Origin of the sequence: Bradyrhizobium sp. CCBAU 53338 (assembly GCF_015291665.1) — a bacterium.
In the GTDB taxonomy this organism is placed as follows: domain Bacteria; phylum Pseudomonadota; class Alphaproteobacteria; order Rhizobiales; family Xanthobacteraceae; genus Bradyrhizobium.
In genome coordinates this window covers 4,791,068-4,816,929 of the sequence record NZ_CP030048.1, presented here as the reverse complement: position 1 = coordinate 4,816,929, position 25,862 = coordinate 4,791,068, and the positions used below count along the sequence as shown (strand labels likewise).

The 25,862-nt window shown below is 63.1% G+C and carries 31 protein-coding genes; 23 read left to right on the top strand and 8 right to left on the bottom strand.

The window, feature by feature from the left end; translation table 11 throughout:
• Positions 1-3: 3 nt before the first annotated feature.
• Positions 4-723: a hypothetical protein gene (locus XH90_RS22870; protein ID WP_194476585.1), complete on the bottom strand. Its 720-nt coding sequence runs from the start codon at positions 721-723 to the stop codon at positions 4-6.
• Between the two features lie 83 nt (positions 724-806).
• Between XH90_RS22870 and XH90_RS22865 the strand changes: the two genes are divergently transcribed.
• From XH90_RS22865 to XH90_RS22800, 14 genes are all read left to right on the top strand, one after another.
• Entirely contained in the window at positions 807-1,391 is a 585-nt protein-coding gene (locus XH90_RS22865; protein ID WP_246755561.1) for a thioredoxin family protein, read from the top strand.
• A gap of 130 nt (positions 1,392-1,521) precedes the next feature.
• Positions 1,522-1,965 (top strand): sulfur oxidation c-type cytochrome SoxX, encoded by a 444-nt coding sequence (gene soxX / locus XH90_RS22860; protein ID WP_194476584.1) that lies wholly within the window; start codon positions 1,522-1,524, stop codon positions 1,963-1,965.
• 17 nt (positions 1,966-1,982) lie between these two features.
• The gene (gene soxY / locus XH90_RS22855) at positions 1,983-2,435 is read left to right on the top strand and encodes a thiosulfate oxidation carrier protein SoxY (RefSeq protein ID WP_194476583.1); all 453 of its coding nucleotides are present in this window, start codon (positions 1,983-1,985) and stop codon (positions 2,433-2,435) included.
• 18 nt (positions 2,436-2,453) lie between these two features.
• A complete protein-coding gene (gene soxZ, locus XH90_RS22850; protein WP_194476582.1) occupies positions 2,454-2,780 on the top strand; it encodes a thiosulfate oxidation carrier complex protein SoxZ in 327 nt (108 codons plus the stop codon).
• A gap of 28 nt (positions 2,781-2,808) precedes the next feature.
• Positions 2,809-3,630: a sulfur oxidation c-type cytochrome SoxA gene (soxA, locus tag XH90_RS22845; protein ID WP_194476581.1), complete on the top strand. Its 822-nt coding sequence runs from the start codon at positions 2,809-2,811 to the stop codon at positions 3,628-3,630.
• Positions 3,631-3,657: 27 nt separating this feature from the next.
• On the top strand, positions 3,658-5,349 hold the full coding sequence (gene soxB / locus XH90_RS22840; protein WP_194476580.1) for a thiosulfohydrolase SoxB: 1,692 nt from the start codon (positions 3,658-3,660) through the stop codon (positions 5,347-5,349).
• Between the two features lie 6 nt (positions 5,350-5,355).
• Positions 5,356-6,627 (top strand): sulfite dehydrogenase, encoded by a 1,272-nt coding sequence (gene soxC, locus XH90_RS22835; protein WP_194476579.1) that lies wholly within the window; start codon positions 5,356-5,358, stop codon positions 6,625-6,627.
• Positions 6,611-7,303 carry a c-type cytochrome gene (locus tag XH90_RS22830; RefSeq protein ID WP_246755560.1) on the top strand — a complete coding sequence of 231 codons (693 nt, stop codon included), beginning with the start codon at positions 6,611-6,613 and terminating at the stop codon, positions 7,301-7,303. Before soxC ends, XH90_RS22830 begins: the two co-directional genes overlap by 17 nt.
• Positions 7,300-7,764, top strand: a complete 465-nt coding sequence (locus tag XH90_RS22825; protein ID WP_194476577.1) for a hypothetical protein — start codon at positions 7,300-7,302, stop codon at positions 7,762-7,764. The genes XH90_RS22830 and XH90_RS22825 overlap by 4 nt, the downstream gene beginning before the upstream one ends.
• 13 nt (positions 7,765-7,777) lie before the next feature.
• A complete protein-coding gene (locus tag XH90_RS22820; RefSeq protein ID WP_194476576.1) occupies positions 7,778-8,689 on the top strand; it encodes an alpha/beta hydrolase in 912 nt (303 codons plus the stop codon).
• Between the two features lie 8 nt (positions 8,690-8,697).
• Positions 8,698-9,141, top strand: a complete 444-nt coding sequence (locus XH90_RS22815; protein ID WP_194476575.1) for a DsrE family protein — start codon at positions 8,698-8,700, stop codon at positions 9,139-9,141.
• Between the two features lie 88 nt (positions 9,142-9,229).
• Positions 9,230-10,318: a YeeE/YedE family protein gene (locus XH90_RS22810; RefSeq protein ID WP_194476574.1), complete on the top strand. Its 1,089-nt coding sequence runs from the start codon at positions 9,230-9,232 to the stop codon at positions 10,316-10,318.
• A gap of 104 nt (positions 10,319-10,422) precedes the next feature.
• A complete protein-coding gene (locus XH90_RS22805) occupies positions 10,423-10,974 on the top strand; it encodes a YeeE/YedE thiosulfate transporter family protein (protein WP_371748259.1) in 552 nt (183 codons plus the stop codon).
• Positions 10,975-10,984: 10 nt separating this feature from the next.
• Positions 10,985-11,536, top strand: a complete 552-nt coding sequence (locus tag XH90_RS22800) for a YeeE/YedE thiosulfate transporter family protein (protein WP_194476573.1) — start codon at positions 10,985-10,987, stop codon at positions 11,534-11,536.
• A gap of 30 nt (positions 11,537-11,566) precedes the next feature.
• Here the strand turns inward: XH90_RS22800 and XH90_RS22795 are convergent, their stop codons facing one another.
• A complete protein-coding gene (locus XH90_RS22795; protein WP_194476572.1) occupies positions 11,567-11,884 on the bottom strand; it encodes a helix-turn-helix transcriptional regulator in 318 nt (105 codons plus the stop codon).
• A gap of 409 nt (positions 11,885-12,293) precedes the next feature.
• Positions 12,294-12,986 (bottom strand): SDR family NAD(P)-dependent oxidoreductase, encoded by a 693-nt coding sequence (locus tag XH90_RS22790; RefSeq protein WP_194476571.1) that lies wholly within the window; start codon positions 12,984-12,986, stop codon positions 12,294-12,296.
• A gap of 256 nt (positions 12,987-13,242) precedes the next feature.
• Here XH90_RS22790 and XH90_RS22785 point away from each other — a divergent pair, with 256 nt between their 5' ends.
• The 9 genes from XH90_RS22785 to XH90_RS22745 all read left to right on the top strand — a co-directional run bounded on the left by XH90_RS22785 (position 13,243) and on the right by XH90_RS22745 (position 22,002).
• Positions 13,243-14,046: an SDR family oxidoreductase gene (locus XH90_RS22785; protein WP_194476570.1), complete on the top strand. Its 804-nt coding sequence runs from the start codon at positions 13,243-13,245 to the stop codon at positions 14,044-14,046.
• Positions 14,039-15,241, top strand: a complete 1,203-nt coding sequence (locus XH90_RS22780; protein ID WP_194476569.1) for a pyridoxal phosphate-dependent aminotransferase — start codon at positions 14,039-14,041, stop codon at positions 15,239-15,241. Before XH90_RS22785 ends, XH90_RS22780 begins: the two co-directional genes overlap by 8 nt.
• Positions 15,242-15,458: 217 nt before the next feature.
• Positions 15,459-16,391, top strand: coding sequence for an ABC transporter permease (locus XH90_RS22775; RefSeq protein ID WP_194476568.1), 933 nt, complete (start codon positions 15,459-15,461; stop codon positions 16,389-16,391).
• Positions 16,391-17,194: an ABC transporter permease gene (locus XH90_RS22770; protein ID WP_194476567.1), complete on the top strand. Its 804-nt coding sequence runs from the start codon at positions 16,391-16,393 to the stop codon at positions 17,192-17,194. Before XH90_RS22775 ends, XH90_RS22770 begins: the two co-directional genes overlap by 1 nt.
• Positions 17,195-17,221: 27 nt before the next feature.
• The gene (locus tag XH90_RS22765; RefSeq protein WP_194476566.1) at positions 17,222-18,286 is read left to right on the top strand and encodes an extracellular solute-binding protein; all 1,065 of its coding nucleotides are present in this window, start codon (positions 17,222-17,224) and stop codon (positions 18,284-18,286) included.
• Between the two features lie 11 nt (positions 18,287-18,297).
• Positions 18,298-19,392 carry an ABC transporter ATP-binding protein gene (locus XH90_RS22760; protein ID WP_194476565.1) on the top strand — a complete coding sequence of 365 codons (1,095 nt, stop codon included), beginning with the start codon at positions 18,298-18,300 and terminating at the stop codon, positions 19,390-19,392.
• Between the two features lie 218 nt (positions 19,393-19,610).
• Positions 19,611-20,225, top strand: coding sequence for a 5-oxoprolinase subunit PxpB (gene pxpB, locus XH90_RS22755; protein ID WP_246755894.1), 615 nt, complete (start codon positions 19,611-19,613; stop codon positions 20,223-20,225).
• On the top strand, positions 20,222-21,199 hold the full coding sequence (locus XH90_RS22750; protein WP_194476563.1) for a biotin-dependent carboxyltransferase family protein: 978 nt from the start codon (positions 20,222-20,224) through the stop codon (positions 21,197-21,199). Before pxpB (XH90_RS22755) ends, XH90_RS22750 begins: the two co-directional genes overlap by 4 nt.
• A gap of 35 nt (positions 21,200-21,234) precedes the next feature.
• Positions 21,235-22,002: a LamB/YcsF family protein gene (locus XH90_RS22745; protein ID WP_194476562.1), complete on the top strand. Its 768-nt coding sequence runs from the start codon at positions 21,235-21,237 to the stop codon at positions 22,000-22,002.
• Here XH90_RS22745 and XH90_RS22740 read toward each other — a convergent pair.
• From XH90_RS22740 to XH90_RS22720, 5 genes are read right to left on the bottom strand one after another with little or no spacing between them, the layout of a single operon-like run.
• Entirely contained in the window at positions 21,995-22,411 is a 417-nt protein-coding gene (locus tag XH90_RS22740; RefSeq protein WP_194476561.1) for an acetyl-CoA carboxylase biotin carboxyl carrier protein subunit, read from the bottom strand. The two genes, XH90_RS22745 and XH90_RS22740, sit on opposite strands and share 8 nt — an antisense overlap.
• A complete protein-coding gene (locus tag XH90_RS22735; RefSeq protein WP_194476560.1) occupies positions 22,402-23,379 on the bottom strand; it encodes a biotin-dependent carboxyltransferase family protein in 978 nt (325 codons plus the stop codon). Before XH90_RS22735 ends, XH90_RS22740 begins: the two co-directional genes overlap by 10 nt.
• A complete protein-coding gene (gene pxpB, locus XH90_RS22730; protein ID WP_194476559.1) occupies positions 23,376-24,038 on the bottom strand; it encodes a 5-oxoprolinase subunit PxpB in 663 nt (220 codons plus the stop codon). The genes XH90_RS22735 and pxpB (XH90_RS22730) overlap by 4 nt, the downstream gene beginning before the upstream one ends.
• Positions 24,035-25,390 carry an acetyl-CoA carboxylase biotin carboxylase subunit gene (gene accC, locus XH90_RS22725; protein ID WP_194476558.1) on the bottom strand — a complete coding sequence of 452 codons (1,356 nt, stop codon included), beginning with the start codon at positions 25,388-25,390 and terminating at the stop codon, positions 24,035-24,037. Before accC ends, pxpB (XH90_RS22730) begins: the two co-directional genes overlap by 4 nt.
• Positions 25,390-25,848, bottom strand: a complete 459-nt coding sequence (locus XH90_RS22720) for a biotin/lipoyl-containing protein (protein WP_194476557.1) — start codon at positions 25,846-25,848, stop codon at positions 25,390-25,392. The genes accC and XH90_RS22720 overlap by 1 nt, the downstream gene beginning before the upstream one ends.
• Between the last annotated feature and the right edge of the window lie 14 nt (positions 25,849-25,862).

Sequence of the window (25,862 nt, the reverse complement as noted above, 5' to 3'; positions counted from 1 at the left end):
CGCTCAACCGTAGCGGAAATCGAGGAGCTGAGCATAGGACTGCAGCTCGATCAGGTAACGATGCACGAGCGGCCCGTCGCCGGCCATCGCCGCATGCGCGATCTCGCCGCTGCTCCCGATCGCGCCGTCGACGAGGCGACGGAACTCGCCTTTTTCAGCGATTTCGGGACTTGCCAAATCATTGCATCTCCGGAGGTGATCGCGGAATGCGCCCGCCGCGGCAACGGTCCCTTCGGCGTTCGCAGGCGATGGCTGCTCGCCATAGCGCGTGGCCGCCGCACGCAGTGCCTCCATGGCCGGTGCGATCTCGAAGACGCAGTCGCCGAGACCGTACAGGCCCGCACGCCGTCTGAGCTCATGAAGGGATTGGCGAAGCGCGAGCAACTCGCGGCCTGCGGCGATCGTGTCTCCGCTGTCGAGCGCGCGTGTTGCCGCCATGAGCCGTTCGTGCCCCTGGTCGAGAAGACCCGACATCGCAGCCGGTGAGTCAGCAGGCAGCGGACCGGTCGTGCTTGGCTGGAGCCGCTTCCACGTGACCAACGCCTCGTCGGTTTCCATCTGGGCCAACGCGATGTTTCCAGTGCGCACATAGCTCGCCGCAGTGCGCAGATTGGCCATGATCGGCGCCATCGCCGACGCGAAATCCGCACGATTCCCGGTCTCCGCCCCGAGGACGAGTTCGTTGGAAGCCAGCAATGCCAACAGGACGATGATGCAGCGCAAGATGGGAAATCCTTGTCACATTCGTGTATTTGAATATCATAATGAAAGTGACCGACGCGCAAGATGTTCCGATGCACAAATCCATGAGGATGATTCGAGTGCCGACGCGGCGCAGCTTTCTTGCGCTAGCGTCGAGCGCGGCTCTTGCCGCCGGCCGAGGGGGGGCGGCCGCTGAGCCCGCTCTTGGCGAAGACGGGATCTATCACGAGCCCTGGTTCCTGCAGAGCTTCCTCGATCTGCGCGAAGACCTCGATAGCGCGGCCGCCGGTGGCAAGCGGCTCGCCATCATGTGGGAGCTGCGCGGCTGTCCCTATTGCCGCGAGACGCATCTGGTGAACTTTGCCGATGCCGGCATCACGACCTATATCCGCGACAATTTCGAAGTGCTGCAGCTCAATCTGATCGGCTCCCGTAAGGTCACGGATTTCGACCGCCAGGAATTGTCCGAGAAAGAGCTCGCTCAGAAATACGGGATCAGGTTTACCCCGACATTTCAGTTCTTTCCACCGTCGTCCGATCGCATCGAAGCGAAGGACGCGATGGCTCGGGAAGTGGCGCGGGCGCCGGGCTATCTCAAGCCGCCGCATTTCCTGGCGATGTTTCGCTTCGTGCACGAGCGTGCCTACGAGCGCGGCTCGTTCCGCGATTTTCTTGCCGCAAACGGCTAGCTGTCGGCGTCTTTCGAATTCCGCTTGACGTCGCCGTTTATATGAACATATCATAATAAATGAATTTGATGGACTGTAGGTCCATCGTGATCAAGAGCGGGCGTCACCCCGCTATTCAAGGGTAGGAAACATGCGGCGCTCGCTCGCGGCTGCGTTTGCACTGTGTCTGTCGGTCGGGGCCGTTTGCGCCCAAGAGCCGATCAAGCTCGACGTCATCGACGAGACGCTGCCGAAGTCCCTGACCGGGGCGTCCGGCAATGCCGATGCCGGTAAAAAGGTGTTCCTGACCCGTACGCTCGGCAACTGCCTGGCTTGCCATCAGGTCACAAGTCTGAAATCCGAGGAATTCCACGGCGAGTTTGGTCCGTCGCTCGACGGCGTGGCCGGCCGCTACACCGAGGCGCAGCTGCGCCTCATCGTCGCCGACCCCAAGCGCATCTTCACCGACACGGTCATGCCGGCGTTCTTCAAGAACGACGGCTTGAGCAGGGTGCGCCCGGAGTTCGCCGGCAAATCCATTCTGACGGCCGCGCAGGTCGAGGACGTAGTTGCTTTTCTCAAGACGCTGAACTGAGGCGGGGAGGACCAGGAATGAAGGCCATCAATCGACGGCAGGCATTTTCGCTCGGGGGAGGCTTCGTCATGCTGACCCTGATGCCCATGGCGGCCGACGCCGAGGTGACGAACGACGCGGCGAAGTGGATCGAGAAGTTCACCGGCGGCAAGCAGCCTGCCAAGGGCAAGATTTCGCTCGATCTGCCGGAGATCGCGGAGAACGGCAACACCGTGCCGCTGTCGATCAACATCGAAAGCCCGATGACCGCGGAGTCCTACGTCAAGGAAGTCATGATCATCGCCGACGGGAACCCCAATGCAGGTGTCGCGACGCTGTCGTTCACGCCGTTGTCGGGCAAGGCGGAGGCCTCGATCCGAATCAGGCTCGCAACGACCCAGAACGTCGTCGCGATCGCGAAAATGAGCGACGGGGCACTGTTCACGGAACAGAAGACCGTCAAGGTCACCATCGGCGGCTGCGGCGGCTAAGGGCTCAGGAGAGAGAAGATGGCAGACAAACCGCGCATCAAGCTTCCGAAGGAAGCGGCCAAGGGTGAGGTCATCCAGATCAAGACCCTGGTCGCGCACGTGATGGAATCCGGCCAGCGCAAGGACGCGCAGGGCAAGACCATTCCGCGCAAGATCATCAACAAGTTCGCCTGCGAGTTCAACGGCAAGCCGGTGTTCTCCTGTGCGCTGGAGCCGGCGATCTCGGCCAATCCCTACATCCAGTTCGATGCGAGGGTGGACGAGGCCGGAACGTTCAAGTTTTCCTGGACCGACGACGACGGCACGGTGATCGCAGCCGAAGAGAAGATCGCACTCAAGGCCTGATGTGCGCGGCGCTTCGAGGGAGGGACGGATGCTGCAACGATATGTTGGGCTCGCGGCCGCAGCCATTGTGCTCGCGTCGGTCGCGACCTGCGCCTCCGCGCAGGAAGCCGAACGCAAGGGCATCCCGGCACCGCCCGGGCACGTGTTCAAGACCATCATCTCCGGTTACGAATTCCGCAGCAAGGAGACCCGCGCGCTGCAGGACGACGACCTCGAGAATCCGGGCTTCCTCGCCGTAGAGCGTGCAGCGGACGTCTGGAAGAAGGTCGAAGGCAGCGAAGGCAAATCCTGCATGAGCTGTCACGGCGAGGCCGAGACCAGCATGAAGGGCGTCGGCGCCGCCATGCCGAAATGGGACGACAAGCTGAAGAAGCCGGTCAATCTCGAGCAGCGCATCAACATCTGCCGCACCGAGCACATGAAGGCCGAGCCCTGGAAATTCAAATCCCAGGAACTGACCGACATGACGACCTTCGTGCGCTACCAGTCGCATGGCATGCCGGTGACGGTGAAGACCGATGGTCCGATGTCGCCGTGGTTCGAGCGCGGCAAGCAGACCTACTACACACGGTTCGGCCAGCTCGATCTCGCCTGCGCCTCCTGCCACGAGCGCAACAACGGCAAATTCATGCGCGCGGATTTTCTGAGCCAGGGACAGACCAACGGCTTTCCGACCTACCGGCTGCGCGACCAGCGTCTGGTGCCGCTGCACGAGCGATTCGAGGGCTGCATGTTCGACGTGCGCGCCGAGCCGTTCAAGCCCTTGTCGGACGACTTCCTCGCGCTAGAGCTCTACGTCGCCTGGCGGGGTATTGGATTGCCGGTCGAGACGCCGTCGGTGCGCAACTGAAACGATGAGCTTGCAGGAGCATTGCGCATGATCTCTCGCCGCGAATTCATTCAGGTGGCCGCGGCAACGGCGGCGCTCTCGACCGGCGTCGGCGCCGGCCTGACCCGGGCGGTTGCCCAGCAGCGCCTGACCGAGAAGGAATTGCTGGCGTTCGAGCCGCTCGGCAACGTCACGCTGGTGCATGTGACCGACATTCACGGTCAGCTCATGCCGCTCTATTTCCGCGAGCCGTCGACCAATCTCGGCGTCGGCGATGCGAAGGGGCTCCCGCCGCACGTCACCGGCAAGGAATTCCTCGCCCGCTTCGGCATCGCGCCGGGCTCGTCGGCGGCCTACGCCCTGACGTCGGAGGATTTCGAGGCCCTCGCCAGGAGCTACGGCCGAATCGGCGGCCTCGATCGTGCCGCTACCGTGATCAAGGCGATCCGTGCCGAGCGCGGCGACAAGGTTGCGCTGCTCGACGGCGGCGACACCTGGCAGGGCTCATGGTCGTCGTTGAAGACGCGCGGCCAGGATATGATCGACTGCATGGCGCTGCTCAAGCCAGACGCCATGACTGGACATTGGGAGTTCACCTACGGCACCGAGCGCGTCAAGCAGGCAATCGAGGGCCTCGGCTTCCCGTTCCTCGGCCTCAACATCCGCGACACCGAATGGAACGAGGCCGCGTTCGACGCCTCGACCATGATCGAGCGCGGCGGCGTCAAGATCGCGGTGCTTGGCCAGGCCTTCCCCTATACGCCGGTCGCAAATCCACGCTGGATGATTCCGAATTGGTCGTTCGGCGTTCGCGAGGAGGACGTGCAGTCGCAGGTCGACAAGGCCCGCAAGGACGGCGCGCAGCTCGTCGTGCTGCTCTCGCACAACGGCTTCGACGTCGATCGCAAGCTTGCGAGCCGTGTCAAGGGTATCGATGTCATCCTCACCGGACACACCCATGACGCGCTGCCAGAGGCGGTCAAGGTCGGAAAGACCCTGCTGATCGCGTCGGGCTCGTCCGGCAAATTCGTGTCCCGGCTCGACCTCGACGTTCGCGACGGCGAGGTCAAGGCTTTCAGGTACAAGCTCATTCCGCTGTTCTCCGACGTGATCACGGCGGATGTCGAGATGGCCGCGAAGATCGCCGAGGTGCGCAAGCCCTTCGCGTCGGAGCTGTCCAAGGTGCTCGGCAAGACGGATTCGCTGCTCTTCAGGCGCGGCAATTTCAACGGCACGTTCGACGACCTGATCTGCCAGGCGCTGATGCAGGAGAGGGACGCCGAGATCGCGCTCTCGCCGGGCTTCCGCTGGGGCACCAGCGTGCTGCCCGGACAAGACATCACCTTCGAGGACATAACCAACGCGACCGCGATCACCTATCCGGCGGTCTACCGCATGGGGATGACGGGATCGCGGTTGAAGGAGATCATCGAGGACGTCGCCGACAATCTCTTCAACGTCGATCCCTATTATCAGCAGGGCGGTGACATGGTGCGGATCGGCGGGCTGTCCTACGCGATCGATGTCGCAAAGCCGCAAGGCAGCCGCATCTCGGACATGCAACTGGTCAAAACCGGCGCGCCGATCGATCCCGCCAGGGAGTATCAGGTCGCCGGGTGGGCCAGTGTCAACGAAGGAACCGAAGGGCCGCCGATCTGGGAGGTCGTGGCCAATTACCTGACCCGACAGAAGACGGTTCGCCTCGAACCGAACCGAGCCGTCAAAGTCACCGGAGCCTGAGAAGCGATGTCGAAGATGGATCGTCCCGGACAATCCCGACGCAATTTCCTGGCCGCTGGCGCAGGTGTCGCGGCGTCGATGCTGGCGAAGTCCGCATCGGCCGGTGCGGGCAATCCCGCGAACCAGCCGCCCAACGTGCCCGAGTGGACCAAGTCGCTCGGCGAAGGCGTCGCCGTGCGCCCCTACGGCAAGCCGTCGAAGTTCGAGAAGGACGTCATCCGGCGCGACGTCGAATGGCTGACCGCCTCGCGCGAGTCCTCCGTGAGCTTCACGCCGCTGCATGAGCTCGAAGGCATCATCACGCCGAACGGCCTCTGCTTCGAGCGGCACCACGGTGGCATCGCCGAGATCGATCCGGCTGATCATCGCCTCATGATCCACGGGCTGGTGGAGCGGCCGCTGATCCTCACGCTGGAAGAACTGAAGCGCTATCCACGGGTCAACCGCATCCATTTCATGGAATGTGCGGCGAATTCCGGCATGGAGTGGCGCGGCGCGCAACTCAATGGCTGCCAGTTCACCCACGGCATGATCCACTGCGTGCAATACACAGGCGTGTCGCTGCGCACGCTGCTGGAGGAAGCTGGCGTCAAGACGAACGGTAAGTGGCTGCTGGTCGAGGGCGCCGATGCGGCCGCGATGGATCGCAGCCTGCCGATCGAGAAGGCGCTCGACGACTGCATCGTCGCCTACAAAATGAACGGTGAGGCGCTCTATCCCGAGCAGGGCTATCCGATGCGGCTCGTGGTGCCGGGCTGGCAGGGCAATCTCTGGGTCAAGTGGTTGCGCCGCATCAAGGTCGGCGACCAGCCCTGGCACACCCGCGAGGAGACGTCGAAATACACGGACCTCCTACCGAGCGGCAAGGCGCGCCGGTTCACTTGGTCGATGGACGCCAAGTCTGTGATCACGAGCCCGAGCCCGCAGGCGCCGATCAAGCATGGCAAGGGCTTCACCATCATCTCGGGGCTCGCCTGGAGCGGTAACGGCAAGGTCAAGCGCGTGGACGTGTCGCTCGACGGCGGCCGCAACTGGTGGCCGGCGCGGCTCGATGGTCCCGTGCTCGACAAGGCGTTGACGCGCTTCTACTACGAGTTCGACTGGAACGGTGAGCCGCTGCTGCTGCAATCGCGCGTGCAGGACGAAACCGGCTATGTGCAGCCCAGCAAGGCCGAGCTGCGCAAGATCCGTGGCGTCAACTCCATCTATCACAACAATGGCATCCAGACCTGGCATGTACAGGCCAACGGTGAGGTCGAGAATGTCGAAGTCGCCTAAGTTCATGATAGCCGCGCTGATCGCCTGCGCGCTGACCGCGCCGGCATTCGCGCAACAGAAGGCGGACGCGAGGGGCGGCCCACACTATCACATCGGACGCGCGCCAACCGCGGATGAGATCCGCGGTTGGGACATCGACGTGCGGCCCGACGGCCAGGGCCTGCCGGAAGGCAAGGGCACGGTCACCCAGGGCGAAAAGCTGTTCATGGACAATTGCTCGACCTGCCATGGCGAGTTCGGCGAGGGCAACGGCCGCTGGCCGGTGCTGGCCGGCGGCAAGGGCTCGCTAACGAGCGACAATCCGGTCAAGACCGTCGGCTCGTACTGGCCCTACGCCTCGACCGTGTTCGACTATGTCCGTCACGCCATGCCATACGGCAATGCCGAGTCGTTCTCGGTCGACGAATATTATGCGCTGGTCGCCTATGTCCTCTACCTGAACGACGTCGTCACCGACCAGAATTTCGAGCTGAGCAACAAGAACCTTGCCACGATAAAGATGCCGAACGAGCAAGGCTTTGTGATGGACGATCGCGCAACCAGCGAGAAATCGTTCTGGCAGAAGGATCCCTGCATGAAGGATTGCATCGCGCCGGTGAAGATCACCGGGCGCGCCGCCGTCATCGATGTGACGCCTGAGGACGGCAAGGACGGAAAGCCGCGGGGCGTGGAGTGATCCGCGGCCGGACGAGCCGCCGCGGATTGCTTCGCTGTCTGCTCGCTGCCGTCGTCGTCGCGATAGGCTTCGCCGCCCCGTCCCGGGCGGCCGAGCCGCACAGGCTCGCGCTGCAGATCAGCGACGACGACCCGGTCAAGATGCGTGCGGTCCTCGATGTTGCGGCCAACGTCTCGCGGCACTATTCCGGGCAGGGTGAGGACGTCGAGATCGTGGTGGTCGCCTTCAATGGCGGCCTCGACATGCTGCTCGATGACCGCTCTCCAGTGAAGGAGCGCCTGACGAACTTCCTCAAATCGATGCCCAATGTGAGCTTCATCGCGTGCGGCAACACGCTGGAGACGCTGGCCGTGAAGGAGGGCAGACGACCGCCGCTGATTGAGGGCGTCAGCATCACCCAGGTCGGCGTTGCCGTGCTGATGGATCTTGCCGAAAAGAGCTGGACGATTGTCCGGCCGTGAGGAGAGGCCGCCGATGCGATGGTTGATGGGACTGGCCGTCTTGCTCGCGCTCGCGCTCGCGCTGCCTGCCGCTGCGGCCGAGCAGGAGCTGGAACTGTCCGTCGAGGGCCGCACCACGCTCGGGACACTGCGCACGCCAGCTTCGATGGGGGCAGACACACCGCTCGTCGTGATGACCCACGGCACGCTGGCGCACAAGGACATGGAAGTCATTCACGACCTCGCGAAGGCGCTCGAGCAGCGCGGCGTCGCATCGCTCGCCCACACGCTGTCACTGGGGATCGATCGCCGCAAGGGCATGTATGACTGTGCAGTGCGGCACGACCACACGGCCGACGATGCGGCCGCTGAGATTGGCGCCTGGGTGACTCGTGCGAAGGGCATGTCACGCCTCGTCTTCGCGTTCGGTCACTCGCGCGGCGGGAACCAGGTTGCACGCTATCTGGCGGCGAGCGAGACGTCGCCGGTCGTGGGTGCAGTGCTGCTGGCGCCGGTGACCGCAAAAGCAGAAGCCGATTTGCGCGCCGCCTACGCCCAGACCTATGGCAGGTCGCTCGAACCGTTCCTGGAGCAGGCGACGAAGGCCGTTGCGACCGGCCATGGCGGAGAGTGGATGGATGTGCCGGGATTCATCTATTGCCGCAATGCCGTGGTGACGGCGCGCGCCTTCGCGTCCTTCTATGCCGTCGGCCCTGGCCAAGACACTGCGGCGCTCGTGGCGCGCATGAAGCTGCCGGTGCTGGTGCTTGCCGCAACCAAGGATACCGTCGTGCCCGATGTGATCGCGTCCTTCGCGCCGCTTGCCGATTCGAGTGGCGGCAGGGTGCAGCTCGACAAGATCGAGGACGCTGATCATTTCTTCCGCGACCTGTTCGCGGAAGACGTGGCCGACCGCATCGTCGATTTCATCAAGCAGACACACTAGGAGGGACCATGCAGCGTCGATCCATGCTCCGCGGCAGCCTTGTCGGATTGTTCGGTGTCGCCGCGATGCGCGAAGCGGCCGCGGCGACGGAAGCGCCCACGCGGCAGCGCGTCGTCTATCACCTGGCCGATGCCGATCGTGTCGTCTTCGTTCTGGGTAACATTCAGAACCACGTCGATGGCGTGGGTGGACCGGGCAAGGCCGATATCAGGCTGGTTGTGCATGGACCTGCGTTGCGGGCCTTTCACGCACTCGCTGCCGACGACCACACCGTTGCGATGATGAAAAAGCTCACTGACGCCGGTGTCGGTTTTGATGCCTGTGCCAACACCATGAAGGCGCAGGGCGTCAAGCTCGACGACCTCACGCCCGGCTTCGTGGTGGCCGAGAAGGGCGGCGTGGTGCGGCTCGCCGAGCTGCAACAGCAGGGATATGCCTATCTGCGTCCATGAAGCGCTATCGCGAGCCTTGATTTGGCTCATATGACACGGCAGCAGCGAGCGATAGATTGGCGCACCTCCAGGAAATTCCGAGGTAGCTGTGCTGACGACATTGATCGATCTCTTGGGGGAAGACCGGCTGTCTTGGCTGGGCGGCCTCCTGGTCGGCGGTCTCTTTGGATTCTTTGCCCAGCGCAGCCGCTTCTGCCTGCGCGCGGCGGCCGTCGAATTTTCCCGCGGTGAGGGTGGGCCGCGCCTTGCGGTTTGGCTCCTGACGTTTGCCGCGGCGCTCGTGGGCACGCAGGCGCTGGTTGCGATCGGCTGGCTCGATGTTTCCGAGGCGCGCCAGCTTGCGCAGCAGGGGAGCATCTCCGGCGCGCTGGTCGGCGGCGTGATGTTCGGCTGTGGCATGATCCTCGCGCGCGGCTGCGCCAGCCGGCTGCTCGTGCTCTCGGCCAATGGCAATCTCAGGGCCCTGTTGTCGGGCCTGGTGTTTGCGGTGACCGCGCAGGCCTCCTATCGCGGCCTGCTATCGCCCGTGCGCGAGTGGGTGGCCGATCTGTGGCTGGTCGATGGTGGCCCCTCGCGCGACATCATGGCAGTGTTCGGCGGTGGTACGCCCGAGAAGCTTGCCTTTGGCGGACTATGGCTGATCGTGGGGCTCGCTTTCGCCTTTCGCAGCCAGTTGCCGCGCCGGCTGATCCTCGCAGCGCTGGCCACCGGGGTGGCTGTCGTGGCGGGCTGGTTCTTCACCTATCAGCTTGCGCAGGCCTCCTTCGCGCCGGTGACGCTGAAGAGCCTGACCTTCAGCGGGCCCTCGGCCGAATTGTTGATGTTGGTCCTGAACAGTGCGCAGCTCCGGCTCGGCTTCGATCTCGGTATCATCCCCGGCGTATTCCTCGGCTCGTTTGCTGCTGCGGCGAGCGCGAACGAGCTGAAGCTCGAGGGTTTTTCTGACGGACTCGGCATGCGGCGCTATCTGCTCGGTGCGTTGCTCATGGGGTTCGGCGCGATGCTTGCGGGCGGTTGTGCGGTAGGGGCCGGAGTGACCGGTGCCTCGGTATTCGCGCTCACCGCGTGGCTGGTGCTCGGCGGCATGTGGCTGGGGGCGGGGCTCACCGACCTGCTCTTCGATCGCGGCGGCATGCGACAACCGCAGCAAGCAAGTTCGGCAACTCCGGGCGCCTGATCTAATATTTTAGAGTTTGCTAAATTAGAAAGTTTGAATATGATTTTCGATGCGGGTCGATCGCGCCGTGAGAATGCGGCCGTGCCGCTAACGGGGAAGCGCACATGACCACCATGACGGAAAGCTACGTTCGCGAGGCACCGCGCACCGCGCGGATCGACTGGTCGCCGTATCTCGTCGGTGCCGGGATCGGGCTCTTGAGCTGGATCGCGTTTGCAGTGTTCGGCGATCCGCTCGGGGTCACCACTGCTTATTCGCGTATTGCCTCGTTGTTCGCCATACCGGTGATCGGATCCGACGCGGTGGCACAGAACGCCTATTGGAAGAGCATGCCGCTGAAGTGGGATTACGGCGTCTGGTTCCTCGTCGGCATCCCCGCAGGTGCATTCATATCGGCGGTGATGTCGGGAACGTGGCGGCTTGAGCTCGTACCCGAGGTCTGGAAGGATCGTTTCGGGCCGTCGGTCGCCAAGCGTTTTGTCGCCGCGTTCCTTGGTGGCGCCGTTATCATGTACGGCGCTCGGCTCGCAGGCGGCTGCACCAGCGGACACGGCATCTCCGGCGGCCTGCAGCTCGCGGTGTCGAGTTGGCTGTTCCTGGCGGTGATGTTTGCAACCGGGCTCGGCATTTCCGCGCTCATGTTCCGCAAGCGTTGAGGAGGATGCAATGACCGCGATGATGACAATTCTCGGCCCACTGCTGATGGGCGCAGCTTTCGGCTTCCTGCTGCAGCGCGGCAAGGTGACGAATTGCAATGTGATCGAAAACCAATTTCGCTTGCGCGACTTCACCGTGCTGAAAGTGATGGGCACGGCAATCGTGGTCGGGGGCATCGGCGTGCTGTTGCTCGTCGATACAGGCAACACGAAGTACTATGTGAAGGATGCCAACATGCTGGCGGTCGCGCTCGGTGCCGCGCTGTTCGGCATCGGCATGGTCGTCTATGGATATTGCCCGGGTACGGCGCTCGGCGCCATCGCAACCGGCAGCGTTCATGCCCTGGTCGGCGCGCTCGGCATGGTGGCGGGTGCCATCCTCTACGCGCTGAGCTTCGATTGGTTGAAGGCGCACGTCCTCAACGTCTGGGCGCTGGGCAAAGTCCGACTTCCGGATGTGACGAATATCCCTGATATCGCCTGGTTCGCTGTGCTTGCGGTCGGCGCTGCGCTGTTCTTCTGGTGGGTCGAATCCACGGAATCCAGGCAGAAGCGCGGTTAGGCTGCGCGTTTCGTGCCAGTTGGCGAAAGCTCAGCGCTTACGAGGGGCGCAGAACAGCCTGTGCAGCGTTGAAAACAGCTCTTCGACCCGTCGGTCGGCGATCCGATACCACATCGTCTGGCTGTCCCGCCGGGACGCCACGACGCCCTCCGCCTTCAGCTTGGTGAGGTGCTGCGACAGGGCCGAGGCGGACAGGCCGATGTCCTCGGCAAGCGTGCCGGCACTGGCTTCGCCATATTCGACCAGCTTGCAAACAATGAGCAGCCGGTGCTCGTTGGCGAGCATGCGCATCAGGGCGGCGACATCCTTGGCCTGCCGTTCCAGCGCGCGCGTGGTTAGCTTGCTCATAGTCCGTTCAATAGCACTCACACCGGCAACGTCAACACGCCGAAGCTGAGGCGCAAGGATGCGCTTCGCCGCTCATCCCGGCAATCCGCTCAGTCAGCAAATCAGCACCGCTGTGGCGAGGCCCATTATGGCCCCGCCCACGATCCCCGAACTCGAGTTCGAGTTGTACATCGGTTGGCCTCGCCGGTCGGAGCACCGCTCAGATCCGCGCCGTCCCCAGCCGAAGCGCGTTGGTTGCCGAGGAACCGAGCGAACCCGGCCCCCGCCTCTGTGGGCACACGACAGCTCGGCGGATCCGCTGCGTTCAGATGGTGGAAAGCCAAACGAAGACGCGACACAACTCGGCGCTGCAGTTCTTAGGTTGCCGTTCGTACGAATCTCTGTCGCAAAGCATCAGTTTCGGCCGGTCCTATAGCATCGGCTCGAACTGGCAATGCACGAGCATTTCGGAGACGGAGGCGTTGTTCGGCAGCATCAGCGCGGTCTCCACCAGCCGAGCGATGTCGCCCGGCTGGCTCATTTCATGGCGGGGAATCTCGTCGTCGTTGAGTGTCATGTCGGTGGCGACATACCCCGGGCAGACCACCGTCGCCCGAATGCCGGCCGCGCGGCCTTCCCGGCGGATGCCGTGGGTGAGCGCGACCACGGCGAACTTGGTCATGGCGTAGCCGACATTGCTGCCGACCCGCTTTCCAGCGAGAGACCCTAGATTGACGACCCGCCCATGACCGCAGATGGCCAGATGAGGCAGAACGGCTCTGACGATGCGCAATGGACCCTTGACGTTGACGCGCCACATTTCATCCAGCTCGCTCTCGCCCTCATCTGAGACGCGAACTCTGGGGTTGATCCCGGCTGCGTTGACGATGGCATCGACGCCGCCCCATCGCGCGACTGTTGCGTCCACCCAGGCCAGCGGGCTCTTGGCGTCTTCGGCGTCATAGCGATGCGTCATCAGCCGCTCGCTCTCGACGAGCCGGCTCGGATCGCGCATGCCGGCCGATACCCTGAATCCCGACGACAACAGCCGGTCGATGACGGCGCGTCCGATGCCGCGCGACGCCCCCGAAACCATGACGATCCGATTGCCGACCTCCAACATCTGATCCGTCTCCTTTGGGTGAGTCAGGGCATCTGCGAAATGTAAGGGGACGCGACCGATGGCGAGTAAGAGAAATTCACTCTGCCGGTATCGGACGCGCTTATGGCCTGCCTGCCGACACCGCCCGTTCGGGATATTGGATGTCCTTATGAGGGCAGAACAAATCCGCTGTATGCCTGCAGCAACGCATGAACGTAGTTTTCCCGCCGCCTTCGCTGCCTGCAAAAGATTGGCTGCCTGAAAAAGAGCCATGCGGATGGGATTTTCTGACTATCGAACGGCGTTGGTGACGGGCGCATCCTCGGGGATCGGGGCGGCGACGGTTCGGCGCCTCCGCGCCGAGGGACTCGAGGTCCACGCCCTGGCACGCGATCATCAGCGATTGGCGCGTCTGGCGGCCGAGACCGGTTGTCGCGTATGCGAAGTCGACGTGAACGATCTCACAGCCCTGACGCGGCTTGCCCGCTCGGCCGAGTTCGACGTCCTCGTCAACAATGCCGGTCAGTCGCGGCGCAGCAATATCCTGGATACGGCGCCTGACGATGTCGATGCACTGATTGACGTCAATCTGCGCGCGGTCCTGCACCTGACGCGGCTCGTCGTACCTGATATGGCAAAGCGCGACCGCGGCCACGTCGTCAACGTCTCCTCGATCGCTGGCCATTACGCCTTTGGCGAGAATGCAACGACATTCAACTCCTCGGTGGCCTATCACGCGACCAAGGCGGGCATTCATTCGCTGTCGCAGCAGCTGCGTGTCGATCTCTATGGCACCCGCGTTCGTGTCACCGAAATCGCGCCCGGACGCGTGGCGACCAGCATCTTCCAGAACCAGAATGCTGCCGACAACCCCGATGCCCGCTTCGTCGGCGCATTCGAGACGCTTCAGTCCGACGACATTGCGGACGCCATTGCATTCGCGGTGGGAGCGCCGGAGCGGATGAACGTCGCGATGATCGAGGTCGTTCCCACGTTTCAGGTCGTCGGCGAATTGCGATTCGCGAGCCGATCCGAGGCCGCGCGATTGAAAGAGATGAGAAGTGGAGCTGACAATGCCTGAACTCGCAAACCGCCTCAAGACCGTGAAGGTGTCGGCCTCGGCGGCGATGACGGACAAGGCGCGGGAGCTCCGCGATGCCGGCGTCAAGATTGTCGGCCTGTCGTCCGGGGAGCCGGACTTTCCGACGCCGCCGCACGCGATCGAGGCTGCGCATCGGGCGGCGCTGGCTGGTGATACCAAATATCCTGCGCAGCCGGGGACCGTCGCACTGAGGACCGCAGTGCAGCGCAAGTTCAAGCGGGAAAACAATCTCGATTATGCGCTCGACGAGATCCTGATCGCAAATGGCGGCAAGCAGATCATCTTCAATGCCTTGTTTGCGACCTGCAATCCCGGCGACGAAGTCGTGATTCCGGCGCCGGGCTGGATCACCTATGCGGATATCGTTCTGCTCGCGGAGGCGACGCCGGTCGCCGTGCCCTGTCCGGAAAACAACCAGTTCAAGCTCCGCCCAGCGGACCTCGAGGCTGCTATCACGCCGAAGACGAAATGGTTGATCCTGAACTTTCCCAACAATCCGACCGGCACGGCCTGCACGCACGAGGAGATGCGGGCCATCGCCGACGTCATGTTGAAATACCCTGATGTCTGGATCCTCACCGACGACATCTACGAGCACCTGACCTATGACGGTTTCAAGTTCTGCACCATTGCGGAGGTCGAACCGAAGTTGAAGGATCGCGTGGTGACCGTGAACGGCGCATCCAAAGCCTACGCGATGACCGGTTGGCGGGTCGGCTATTGCGGCGGACCGAAGGACCTGATTGCTGCAATGAACAACGTCCACGGTCAGGCGACCGGCGGAATCTGTACGATAAGCCAAGCGGCGGCGGTCGCGGTACTGGACGGTCCTCAGGATTTCCTGAAGGAACGCGCGGACATCTATCGCAACCGCCGCGACCTGGTGGTCGGGCTCCTCAACCAGATTCCCGGTGTTACCTGCCACAAGCCGCAAGGCGCCTTCTATGTGTTTCCGAACATCGCCGGCTGTATCGGCAAGACCACCAAGGGCGGACGGCGGCTGGAAACTGACGCCGACTTCATCTCAGCGCTCCTGGAAGAGCAGCATGTCGCCGCCGTGCCGGGTGGCGCTTATGGGATGAGCCCATATTTCCGCATTTCCTACGCAACCGATACCGAGTCGCTCAAGGAGGGCTGCCGGCGCATCGCGAGCTTCTGCGAAGGGCTGCGCTGACCTGGCATCGAGACGACAGGAGGGCTGGCCTAACGGAGAATGAAGATGCGACCAGCGGCATTTGTCGATCAAGATCGGAGCAACATGCCGAACCAATTGTCATAATCGTTCCTGATGCCCCTAAACGAAGATGTTCTTGGTCCTGTAGGATGCCGACGCATAAGCTTTGTGCAAAGAGGGGATTGCCTTGGTATCGCGCAGTCGAGGACAGCCAGCGATGACCACCAGCGACGATGCGGTGGCAGCTTTGACTGTTGAAGCGCCTCCGGTCGCCCAGCGGCGATCGCCTTGGCGCCTGGCCCTGCCTGTCGGGCTTCTGGCCGTCCCGATGCTGGCATTCCTGACTTATTTCTTCTTCTATCCAGCCCTAGTGCTGCTGCTCTCGAGCATCCAGACGCAGGACAGCCGCGGCATCATCGGCCGTCCGTTCACGCTCTCGCACTACGCGCGCCTCATCAATGTCGAGCTCTACGCACGCGTGCTCTGGACGACGCTGCGGATCAGCATCATCACTTCGGCCCTCGCGACGGTGCTCGCCTATCCGGTCGCGCTGGTAATGGTGAAGAGCCGCCCGGTAGTCACGCGGATCATCACGCTGATCGTCATTGCGCCGCTCATCGTCAGCGTGGTTGTTCGCGGGTATGGCTGGCAGCTGGTACTCCAGAACGGCCCCAAGGGCATGCTGAACTGGATCCTGATGACACTGCATATTGTGGATGCGCCGATATCGGTGCTCTACACGGAAGCGGCCGTCGTCATCGGGTCGCTGCACGTGTTCTTCCCGATGATGGTGCTGCCGCTGGCCTCGGCGCTCGGCAAGATAGATCCCAACCTCGAAGATGCGGCCCGCATGCTCGGTGCGCCCTGGTGGAAGGTGTTCCTGCGGGTGACGTTGCCGTTGAGCATGCCGGGCTTCGTGGCCGGGTTCACGCTGGTGTTCTCGCTCACCGCCGGCTCTTTCGTCATTCCCGCGATCCTGGGCGGCGCTTCGGCGGTCATGCTCGGCAATTTGATCGAGCAGCAGATCTTCGTCGTCTACAACTGGCCGTTCGGTGCGGCCATCGCCGTCGTTCTCGTCGGGCTGGTCATGGCGGTGAACGGTCTCTCGATGTGGCTTCTGGAAGGCCGACGTCTCCGGAGGCCCGAGTGATGGACGAGCGATTTTCCGGCTTCGGCGCCTTCATTCTCTACTCCATCACCGCCAGCATGATGCTGTTCATCCTGGCGCCGCTTCTTCTCGTCATGGCGGTGTCGGTGTCCGATTCCTATTTCGTGACCTTTCCTCCGCAAGGCTTCACGCTGAAATGGTACGCCAAGGTTCTCCAGGACCGCGACTTCCTCGAGGCGATGAGGCTGAGCATCCTGCTGGCGCTCGGCACGACGGTGGGATCGCTCCTCCTCGGCGTGCCGGCGGCCTTCGCGCTGGTGCGAGGCAGGTTCTACGGTCTGGCGGCGATCAAGGGATTCTTGCTGTCGCCGCTGATTTTCCCGGCGCTGGTCACCGGTCTCGCGCTGCTTCAGGTGCTGACCAAGCTCGGCTCCCAGGATGCTCGGATCAATCTGCTGATTGGACACGTGGTGGTGACGTCGCCCTATGTCATCCGCACCGTCGTCACCAGTCTTCAACTGGTGGACGAGAATCTGGAGGACGCCGCGCGTACGCTCGGTGCTAACCGGCTGACGACCTTCTGGCGCGTGACGCTGCCGCAAATCGCCTCGGGCGTCGCCGCCGGCGGGCTGTTCGCCTTCATGGTGTCCTTCGACAATTACCCGGTCACGATGTGGCTGGCGAATTCCGAATACTCGCCCGTCCCGCTCGTTTTGATGCGGCAACTGGTCAACGTTTTTGACCCTTCTGTGCCTGCGATGTCGACGATCATCATCCTGATGGCGATGGTCGGCGTGCTGCTGCTGGAGAAACTGGTCGGCCTTCGCCGTGCGTTGGCCGCCTGATGTGCATTGGTAGATGGAGATAGGACCATGAAGCTGACACGTAGGACTCTCGTTAAGGCCGGTGCTTCCGCGATTGCCTTCCCGACCATCATCAGCCGGTCGTGGGCGCAGGACGCCAAGCAGCTGCACATCGGCGTCTACAATTCCGCGCTGGGCAAGCTGGTCCAGAAGGAGGTCATTCCGAAGTTCGAGGCCGAGTTCAAGTGCCGCGTCTTCACGATTGAGGGCGCCACGCTCTCCAACATCGCGGCGCTTCGCGCAACCCGCGATACGCCGCGTTTCAGTGTTATGATGATGGACGACGTCGGCATTCCCCAGGCAAAGCAGGAAGGCCTGATCGGCAAGCTCGACGCCGACAAGATCCCCAATCTTGCGAAGGTCTACCCGCGATATATCTTCGAGGACGGCTACGGCGTCGGCTTCTCGATCTCCAGCGCGGCCATGTTCATCAATCCGCAAGTGACTAAGCCGCTCAAGAGCTATGAAGAGATCTTCGACGCAAAGTATCGCAAGCAGATTTTGCTGAATACACCCAAGAATACGCAGAGCGTGCTGATGCTCATCGTCGCGGCTTCGCTCGTTACCGGCAAGCCGTTCAAGGAAGCGCAATATCTGGTCGATCAGGGCTGGGACAAGCTGGCGACGCTGAAGCCGAACGTCCTCACGATCTATGACAGCGAGGCGCAGGTGCTGCAGGTTGCCCAGGGACAGGCGACGATTGGGGGCATCGAATATTCGAAGGCGATCTATCCCCACACTGCGAAGGGATTGCCGCTCGATATGACCTTTCCGAAGGAAGGCGCGTTCACCGGCATCAACAGCATGACGATCGTCAAGAATGCACCGGAGCCGGAACTCGGAGCTGCTTTCATCAACCGCATCCTGGATCCGGCGGTTGCCAAAATGCTGTCCGAGCAGACGCTCAGTGCGCCCTCGGTCGGCGGAATCGACTTCAAGCCTGAGACGGCAAAATTCCTCGCTTATCCCGATACGAAAGCAACCGATCTTGGGCTCTTCACGCCGGATTGGAATTTCATCGTGCCGCGCCGAGGCCCGTGGCTGGAGAAGTATAACGAGGTATTTACGAGCTGAGTAGGATCGTCATGAAATCTTCCGAAGTCAGGCTTGATCGCCTTAGCAAGGAATACAACCGCGTTGTCGCGGTCGACGACGTGTCGCTCAGGATCGAGCCGGGCCACATGGTGGCGCTGCTCGGTCCGAGCGGATGCGGCAAGACGACCTGCCTCCGCATGATCGCGGGGCTGATCCGTCCGACGTCGGGCGACGTCTTCGTGAACGACAAGAAGATGACAGGCGTTCCGGTGCATCGCCGCAACGTCGGGATGCTGTTCCAGAACTACGCACTGTTTCCTCATCTGACCGTCGAGGAGAACATCGCGTTCGGCCTGGAGATGCGCGGTATCGCGAAGGCCGATGCCGCGCGAAAGGTGAGCGAGGCGCTCAGCCTCGTTCAACTATCCAACTTCGGAAAGCGCTATCCCGCTCAGCTCTCCGGTGGCCAGCAACAGCGCGTCGCTCTCGGTCGTGCCTTGGTGATCGAACCGGCGATGCTGCTGCTCGATGAGCCGCTCGGAGCACTCGACAAGGGGCTTCGCGAGAGCATGCAGGTCGAGCTGCGTGCATTGCAACGGAGGCTTGGCCTGACCACCGTCATGGTGACACACGACCAGGATGAGGCCCTGACGATGGCGGACAAGATCGTGGTGATGCGGGACGGCAGGCTCGAACAGGTCGGTTCGGCGACAGAGATCTACCAGCGTCCAACCTCGAAATTCGTCGCGCAGTTCATCGGTGCCTCGAATCTGTTCGAGGGGCCCATCGAGCAACGCAACGGCAACGGGGCCGTCATCCGCGTCTCACCGGAGTTGAGCCTTCAGGTTGAACAGCTTCCAGCGTCCGCGAGCGACGTGATGGTCTCGATCAGGCCCGAGGCAATCGTCGTCGAGAGGGCAGGCCAGACCCCGGCGACGCAACGCGTGAACAGCGTGACGGCGCGGATCGACCAGGCGATCTATCGCGGCTTCGTCAGCCACTACTATCTCAAGACGCCGAGCGGTGGGCAGATCATCGTGTTCGAGCAGAACCAGTCGCAACAGGCCGGACTTCGATATGCTGTGGGCGAAGAGGTTGTCGCGCGCTGGGAGGCTCCGAGCAATCACATCATTGCAAGGCATTGAGATCAAGGGCGAATGCGACGGATGCGGGCAATCGACATCCCTTATGCCCGCAGATGAACATCGTCTTGGATTGGTCTGGACTGTTTGGCTAGAACGAGAGGCGGCAGCGCCACGGGCGTTGGACTAACGAGGCCCTTTTGTCGATTAATCAGCCCAGCGCTCCTCTCGTCGGCGCGATCGAGAAAAGCCCGAAGATCAGCCTGATCGGCACGCTTGCGATGTTGGTCGAGGCACCGGGCGAATTTGACTTGATTCAACAGGGACGCATCTGGGCGCTTGCAGATGCCCTGTCGTCTTGGCCCAACGTGCAGGAGGCCGTCATTGGTGTCACCAATGTGATGCTGATATTCGACCAGCCGCCTTCGGATATAGGCATGCTCAGTGCCTCCATCGTCGAGCTGTGGCACCGCGTGCCTGGCCGAAGGGCCGATGGCAAGGTGATCGAGATTCCCGTGGTCTACGGCGGCGAGCTCGGCTTCGATTTGCCGGCGGTGGTGGAGCATACGGGACTGTCCGCGCGCGACATCATCCGGATTCACAGCGAAGGCGATTACACCGTCTGCGCCGTCGCCAGCTCGCCGGGCTTCGGATATCTCCACGGACTTGATCCCCGCATTCATATGCCGCGCAAATCGGTGCCGTCACTCAATATACGTGCAGGCTCGGTGACGATCGGCGGAATGCAGACTGGCGTTGCGGCGCTGACGAGCCCGAATGGATGGAACGCGATCGGCTGGGCCTCGGTCGCCATGTTCGATCCGTGGCGCGAGCAGCCGTCCCTGATGCTTCCAGGGGACCGTGTCAAATTCAGGATCGATCGGATCGAGCTGTGATCGAGATCCTGACCAGCGCTGCCTTCAACACGATCCAGGATCTCGGGCGTCGTGGCGCGCGGCGTTTTGGGGTGAGCACCTCAGGCGCGATGGATCCGATCGCGCTTGCTGGCGGAAATGCGCTGCTTGGCAATGACGACAATGCAGCCGGCATCGAGATCCAAACATTTCCGTTCCGGCTGCGCTTCCAGGCCGATGCTGCATTTGCGCTGACGGGCGCCGATCACATCTCGACACTGACCGGATCACCCGTTGGTTCCTGGTGGTGCAGGCGGGCGCGGGCAGGCGACATTCTCGCGATCGAAACGCCGCGCCGAGGTGCGCGCGTCTATGCAACGGTCGGCGGCGGCCTCGATGTTCCCAGCGTGCTGGGCTCGCGCAGCACGCATCTGCGCGCCGGCTTTGGCGGGCTTGAGGGGCGGACCTTGCAGGCGGGCGATGTCATTCCGGTTGGGAGACCGTTGTGTGAGGCTGGCCGCCGCGTCGACTTCGGTGCCGCGCCGCCAGATGTAGCGATTGCAGGCGCTGGTTCGGCCGAGGATCGTGTGCTGCGAATACGCCTCATGCGGGCTGGCGAATATGATTTGTTTCCAGAAGCGGTGCAGGCGAGATTCTGGTCGACCACGTGGAAGATCAGCGCCCGCAGCGACCGCGGTGGATATCGTCTTGCCGGAGACAAGTTGACGCTGGATGCACCGGTCGAGATGCGTTCGCATGGTGTCGTGCCGGGGGTCGTGCAGGTGCCGCCCGGCGGCGAGCCGATCATCCAGATGAGCGATGCCAATACGGCGGGCGGCTATCCCAAGATGGCGGCGGTGATCCAGGCTGATCTCTGGCGCCTTGGCCAGGCGACGCCGGGATCGTTCATCACCTTCAGCGAGGTGAGCTACCAGGACGCGGTCGCGGCCATGGCTCCCGTCAACGATTACCTCGCGAGGTTGCGTGCGACCGCGGATCTCTATCGAGCGCTTTGAGTGGACGTCAACAATAACAAGAGCAGGGTACGAACATGAAAATCGGCATCAATTCGGACATGGGCGAAGGCTTCGGCAATTATCGGATCTGCGACGACGAGGCACTGATGGGGATCGTCTCGTCCGCCAATGTGGCATGCGGGTTTCATGCCGGCGATCCCATCATAATGGATCGCATGGTTCGTCTGGCAAAGCAGAAGGGAGTCGAGGTCGGCGCCCATCCGGGCCTGCCCGATCTGCTTGGATTTGGCCGCCGCGTGATCCAGATGGACGCCGCCGAGCTCGAGAAGCACATGGTCTATCAGATCGGCGCCCTGCAGGCGATCGCGGCCAATGCCGGCCACCGCGTGACCCATGTCAGCTTCCACGCCGCGATGGGCAACATGGTCAATGCGGACCCCGACATGGCCGACGTCGTGGCCCGAGCGATTGCGACCATCAACCGCGATTTCATCGTGTTCTCGCAGCCCGACGCCGAGATCGTGCGCGCTGCGCGCAAGGTGGACTTGCGCATCCTGACTCTGTTCCTGGCCGATCGCGCCTATGATGAGCACGGCCATCTGGTGTCGCGCAAGCTTCCCAATTCAGTGATCAGTTCGACCGAAGCCGTCGCCGAGCGGGTCAAGCGCCTCCTTGACAGCGGGACGGTGAAGACCATCGACGGCAAGTCGATCAAGGTCGAGGCGCGCTCGATCCTGATCCACAGCGACACGCCCGGATCGGTCAATCTTGCCGGCACGGTACGCCGCGTGATCGAAGAGGGCGGCGGCGAGGTCACGCCCGCAACCGTGCTGCTCAATTGAGCGGGCGGATCCGCACGATCGGGGTGCCGTAGCCGACCATGGCACCCGTTTCCGCAATTACGGCATCGACGGTGCCGGCGGCGGGCGCTACGACGGGCGCGTACAACAGGCCGACCTTGACGAGGCCGACGATCGCGCCGGCCTCGATGCGCTGGCCGGGCACGACGAAAGGCTTGTCCTGCCAGGGATGCGCCGCAAGGAAATGTCCAGCGACATCAGCTTTTGCGACGATGGAATGATCATTGATCGGGGCGTCCGTAGCTGCAGGCGTTGCAGACGTCGCGATTCTGATACCGGTGTCGACGACGATCTTCAGTGTCAGCCCCGGCTCTTCGATCTCGATCGTGTCGACGCCAGACTTTGCAAGGATCTGCGCCAGACGCGCGATGTCGGTGATCTCTATCGGCATGTTCTGGTCTCCTCGACAAGGCGCACATTGGTCCTCAGCCGGTCGAGATAAGCCGACATCTCGGATTCGGCTGCAAGCGCGTCGGTGTAGCCAGTTTGCTCGAACCGCAGCTTGGTGCCGAGCCGCGCCTGCCCGACGCGCCACAGATCGGCCCGGATCACGGTTGCGATCTTCGGATAGCCGCCCGAGGTCTGTGCATCGCGCATCTGGATAATGGGCTGTCCGTTGGGCGGAATCTGGATGACACCGGGGACAATGCCGTGCGAGCGTTTCTCGACGGGTGCCTGCGGCTTCACGGCGGGGCCTTGCAGGCGGTAGCCGTAGCGATTGCTCTGCGGAGTGATCTTCCAGCCGCTGGACCAGAACAGCGCCTGCGTAACGGCATCGAACGCGTCATATTCGCCGGCGACGACAACCCGAACGACGGTCTCGTCCGCCGCAGCTTTCGGTCGTGCCAGCGTGATCTCGGCCGGCTCGATCCCGAGTTCGCCGGTGGCAGCGGCGGACGCCGCGCAGGGCAGGTTATCGCCCACCTGAAGCGGCCGCCCATGCAGGCCGCCGAATTCGCCTCGAAATTGCGTGCTGCGCGAGCCCAGCACGACAGGCACGTCGATGCCGCCGCTGACGGCGAGATAGAGACGAGCGCCGTGAGACATCGCCTTGATGGTCAGAACGTCACCAGTGCGTGCATGCGAGCGCCACCAGGACGGGATGGCGCGTGCTGCGATCTCAGCCTCGACACCAGCCCCTGTGAGCGCGAAGGCCATATCCCGGCCGAAGCGGAGTTTGAACGGCATCATCGGGATTTCGATGCTGGCGGCGTTCTCATCATTGCCGAGCAGGATGTTGCCGGCGCGCAGCGCGACATCGTCCATTGCTCCCGACGTGCCGACCCCGAAGCGATATTGATCGAAGCGCCCGAGATCCTGGATGCTGGCGGGACCCGTGACTGACAGGATCTCGATCACCGGATCACCCGTTCGATCTCGAAGCGGATCGTATCTCCCGGCGCGAGCGCGGCGGGCGTCGGCCAAGAGGGGTCGAAGAACGTCCAGCTGGTGTGTCCGATGGCATGCCAGCCGCTGGGGCCGGGCGAGGCGGAGATGCCGGTCTGCGATCCGCCGATCGAGACCGAGCCGCCTGCGGAACGTTGCAGCGGTGTCTGTCGCCGCGGCATGGTGATGCGCGGATCCATGCCGCCCAGATAGCAATAGCCGGGATGGCTGCCGAGCGCGAACACCGTGTAAAGCGGCGCGGCATGGATCGCCACGACATCGTCAATTGACAGGCCGCAATGATCCGCGACGGACCGGAGCTGCGAGCCGACCTCGCCGCCATAGGTGACCGGCAGCCTGATCTCGCGGCCGCCGATCGCAAGACTCTCCGCCGCGTCCCAGCTCTCATGGAGGGCGGCAATCAGGGCGTCGAGCTGACATGGCGGCGTTTCGAAGGTCAGCATCAAATTAGTAATGCCTGGAATAGCCTCGCGAATGTCAGGCCATTTCGACGCTGTCGCGGCCAGCGCCCAGATGCGTCGCTGATGCGGTAGATCGAACGCGCCGGGGGCCTCGAAAAGGAGGGCCGATGTGCCAAGCAGGCTGATCCGCGGCCGGTCTGGTGCCGTCATTGCGCGGCCACCTTCGCATTCATCCAGTGCTCGAGATGGTGGATGTCGTAGCCGCCACGGCAGAACGAGGGATCGGCGAGGATCGCCTGATGCAACGGAACATTGGTCCGGATGCCTTCGGCGCGGAGCTCTGACAGGGCGACGCGCGCGCGGGCCAGGGCCTCGTCGCGGGTGCTGCCGTGGGTGATCAGCTTGCCGATCAGCGAGTCGTAGTGGCGCGGAACGGTGGCGCCGGCCACGATATGGGAATCGACGCGGATGCCGATGCCGCCGGGCACATCCCAGCGCGTCACGGTGCCGGGCGAGGGCGCAAAGGTGGCAGGGTCTTCGGCATTGATGCGAAATTCGACGGCATGGCCGACACGCGCGATGTCCTCTTGGGCGATCTCAAGCCGTTCGCCACGCGCGATGCGAATCTGTTCCTTGACGATGTCGATTCCCGTCGTCATCTCGGTGACGGGATGCTCCACCTGGACGCGCGTATTCATCTCGATGAAGAAGAACTGTCTGTCCTCGTACAGGAATTCGAAGGTGCCCGCGCCGCGATAGCCGATCCGCCGGCAGGCTTCGACGCAGCTTGCGCCAACCCGCTCGATCAGCGCGCGATCGATGCCTGGCGCCGGAGCTTCCTCGACGACCTTCTGGTTCCTGCGTTGAAGCGAGCAGTCGCGGTCGCCGAGCCAGAGATGGTTGTCGTGTTGATCGCACAGCACCTGGATCTCGATGTGGCGCGGCTTTTCGAGGAATTTCTCGACATAAACCGCGGCGTTCCCGAAGGCCTTGCTGGCTTCCGCGCGCGTCAGCGCGAGCGCCTCGTCCAGCGCGCCTTCGTTGCGCACGATCCGCATGCCGCGTCCGCCACCACCGCCGGCGGCCTTGATGATGACGGGATAGCCGATGTCTTGCGCGATGGCGCGGACCTCCGCCGGATCGTCCGGCAGGGCGCTGTCCGGCCCGGGTACACAAGGTACGCCTGCGGCCCGCATCGCGCGCTTGGCGGCAACCTTGTCGCCCATGGCGCGGATACACTCCGCGGGAGGACCGATGAAGGTGAGGCCGGCGTGTGCAATCCGCTCTGCGAACTCCGCGCTCTCCGACAGGAAGCCGTAGCCGGGGTGGATCGCCCGGGCGCCGCTGGCCTCGGCCGCGAGCAGGATCGCCGCAATGTTGAGATATGTGCTGCTCGCGGGCGCCGGCCCGATGCAGAGTGCCTGGTCCGCAAGCGCAACATAGCGCGCGTCGCTGTCCGCCTCCGAGTGAATGACGACCGTCTTGAGGCCCATCGCCCGACAGGCGCGCTGGATACGGAGCGCGATTTCGCCGCGATTGGCGATCAAGACCTTGTCGAACATCAGGACGAACCCGCAGGACCGATCCGGAACAGCGCCTGGCCGGCCGCGATCTCGTCACCGTTTTCGGCGAGGATCGCAAGTACCACGCCGGGCGCTTCGGCGGCGATGTCGATGAAGGTCTTCATCGCCTCGATGATGCAAATCTTCTGCCCGGCCTCGATCCTCGCGCCGACCTCGACCAGCGGGGGCTCGTCCGGTGTCGCAGATCTGTAGAAGACGCCATGCATCGGCGCGGGCACGATGAGGTCAGCGGTTGCATCGAACGGGGGACTGTTCTGATGATCGGCGGCAGGGACGTGCGGGCCGCTTGCGCTTGCAGGGCGCACGGCGACCGGCTGCGCTTCCCCAGATGGATGCTTGAGGATGCGGATGCGGGTTCCGTCCTGCGTCAGCTCCAGCTCCGCGATGGAGGAGCGGGTAACCAGATCCACGAGTTGTTCGATCTTGGGCAAGTCCACTGTCACGCTCCGCG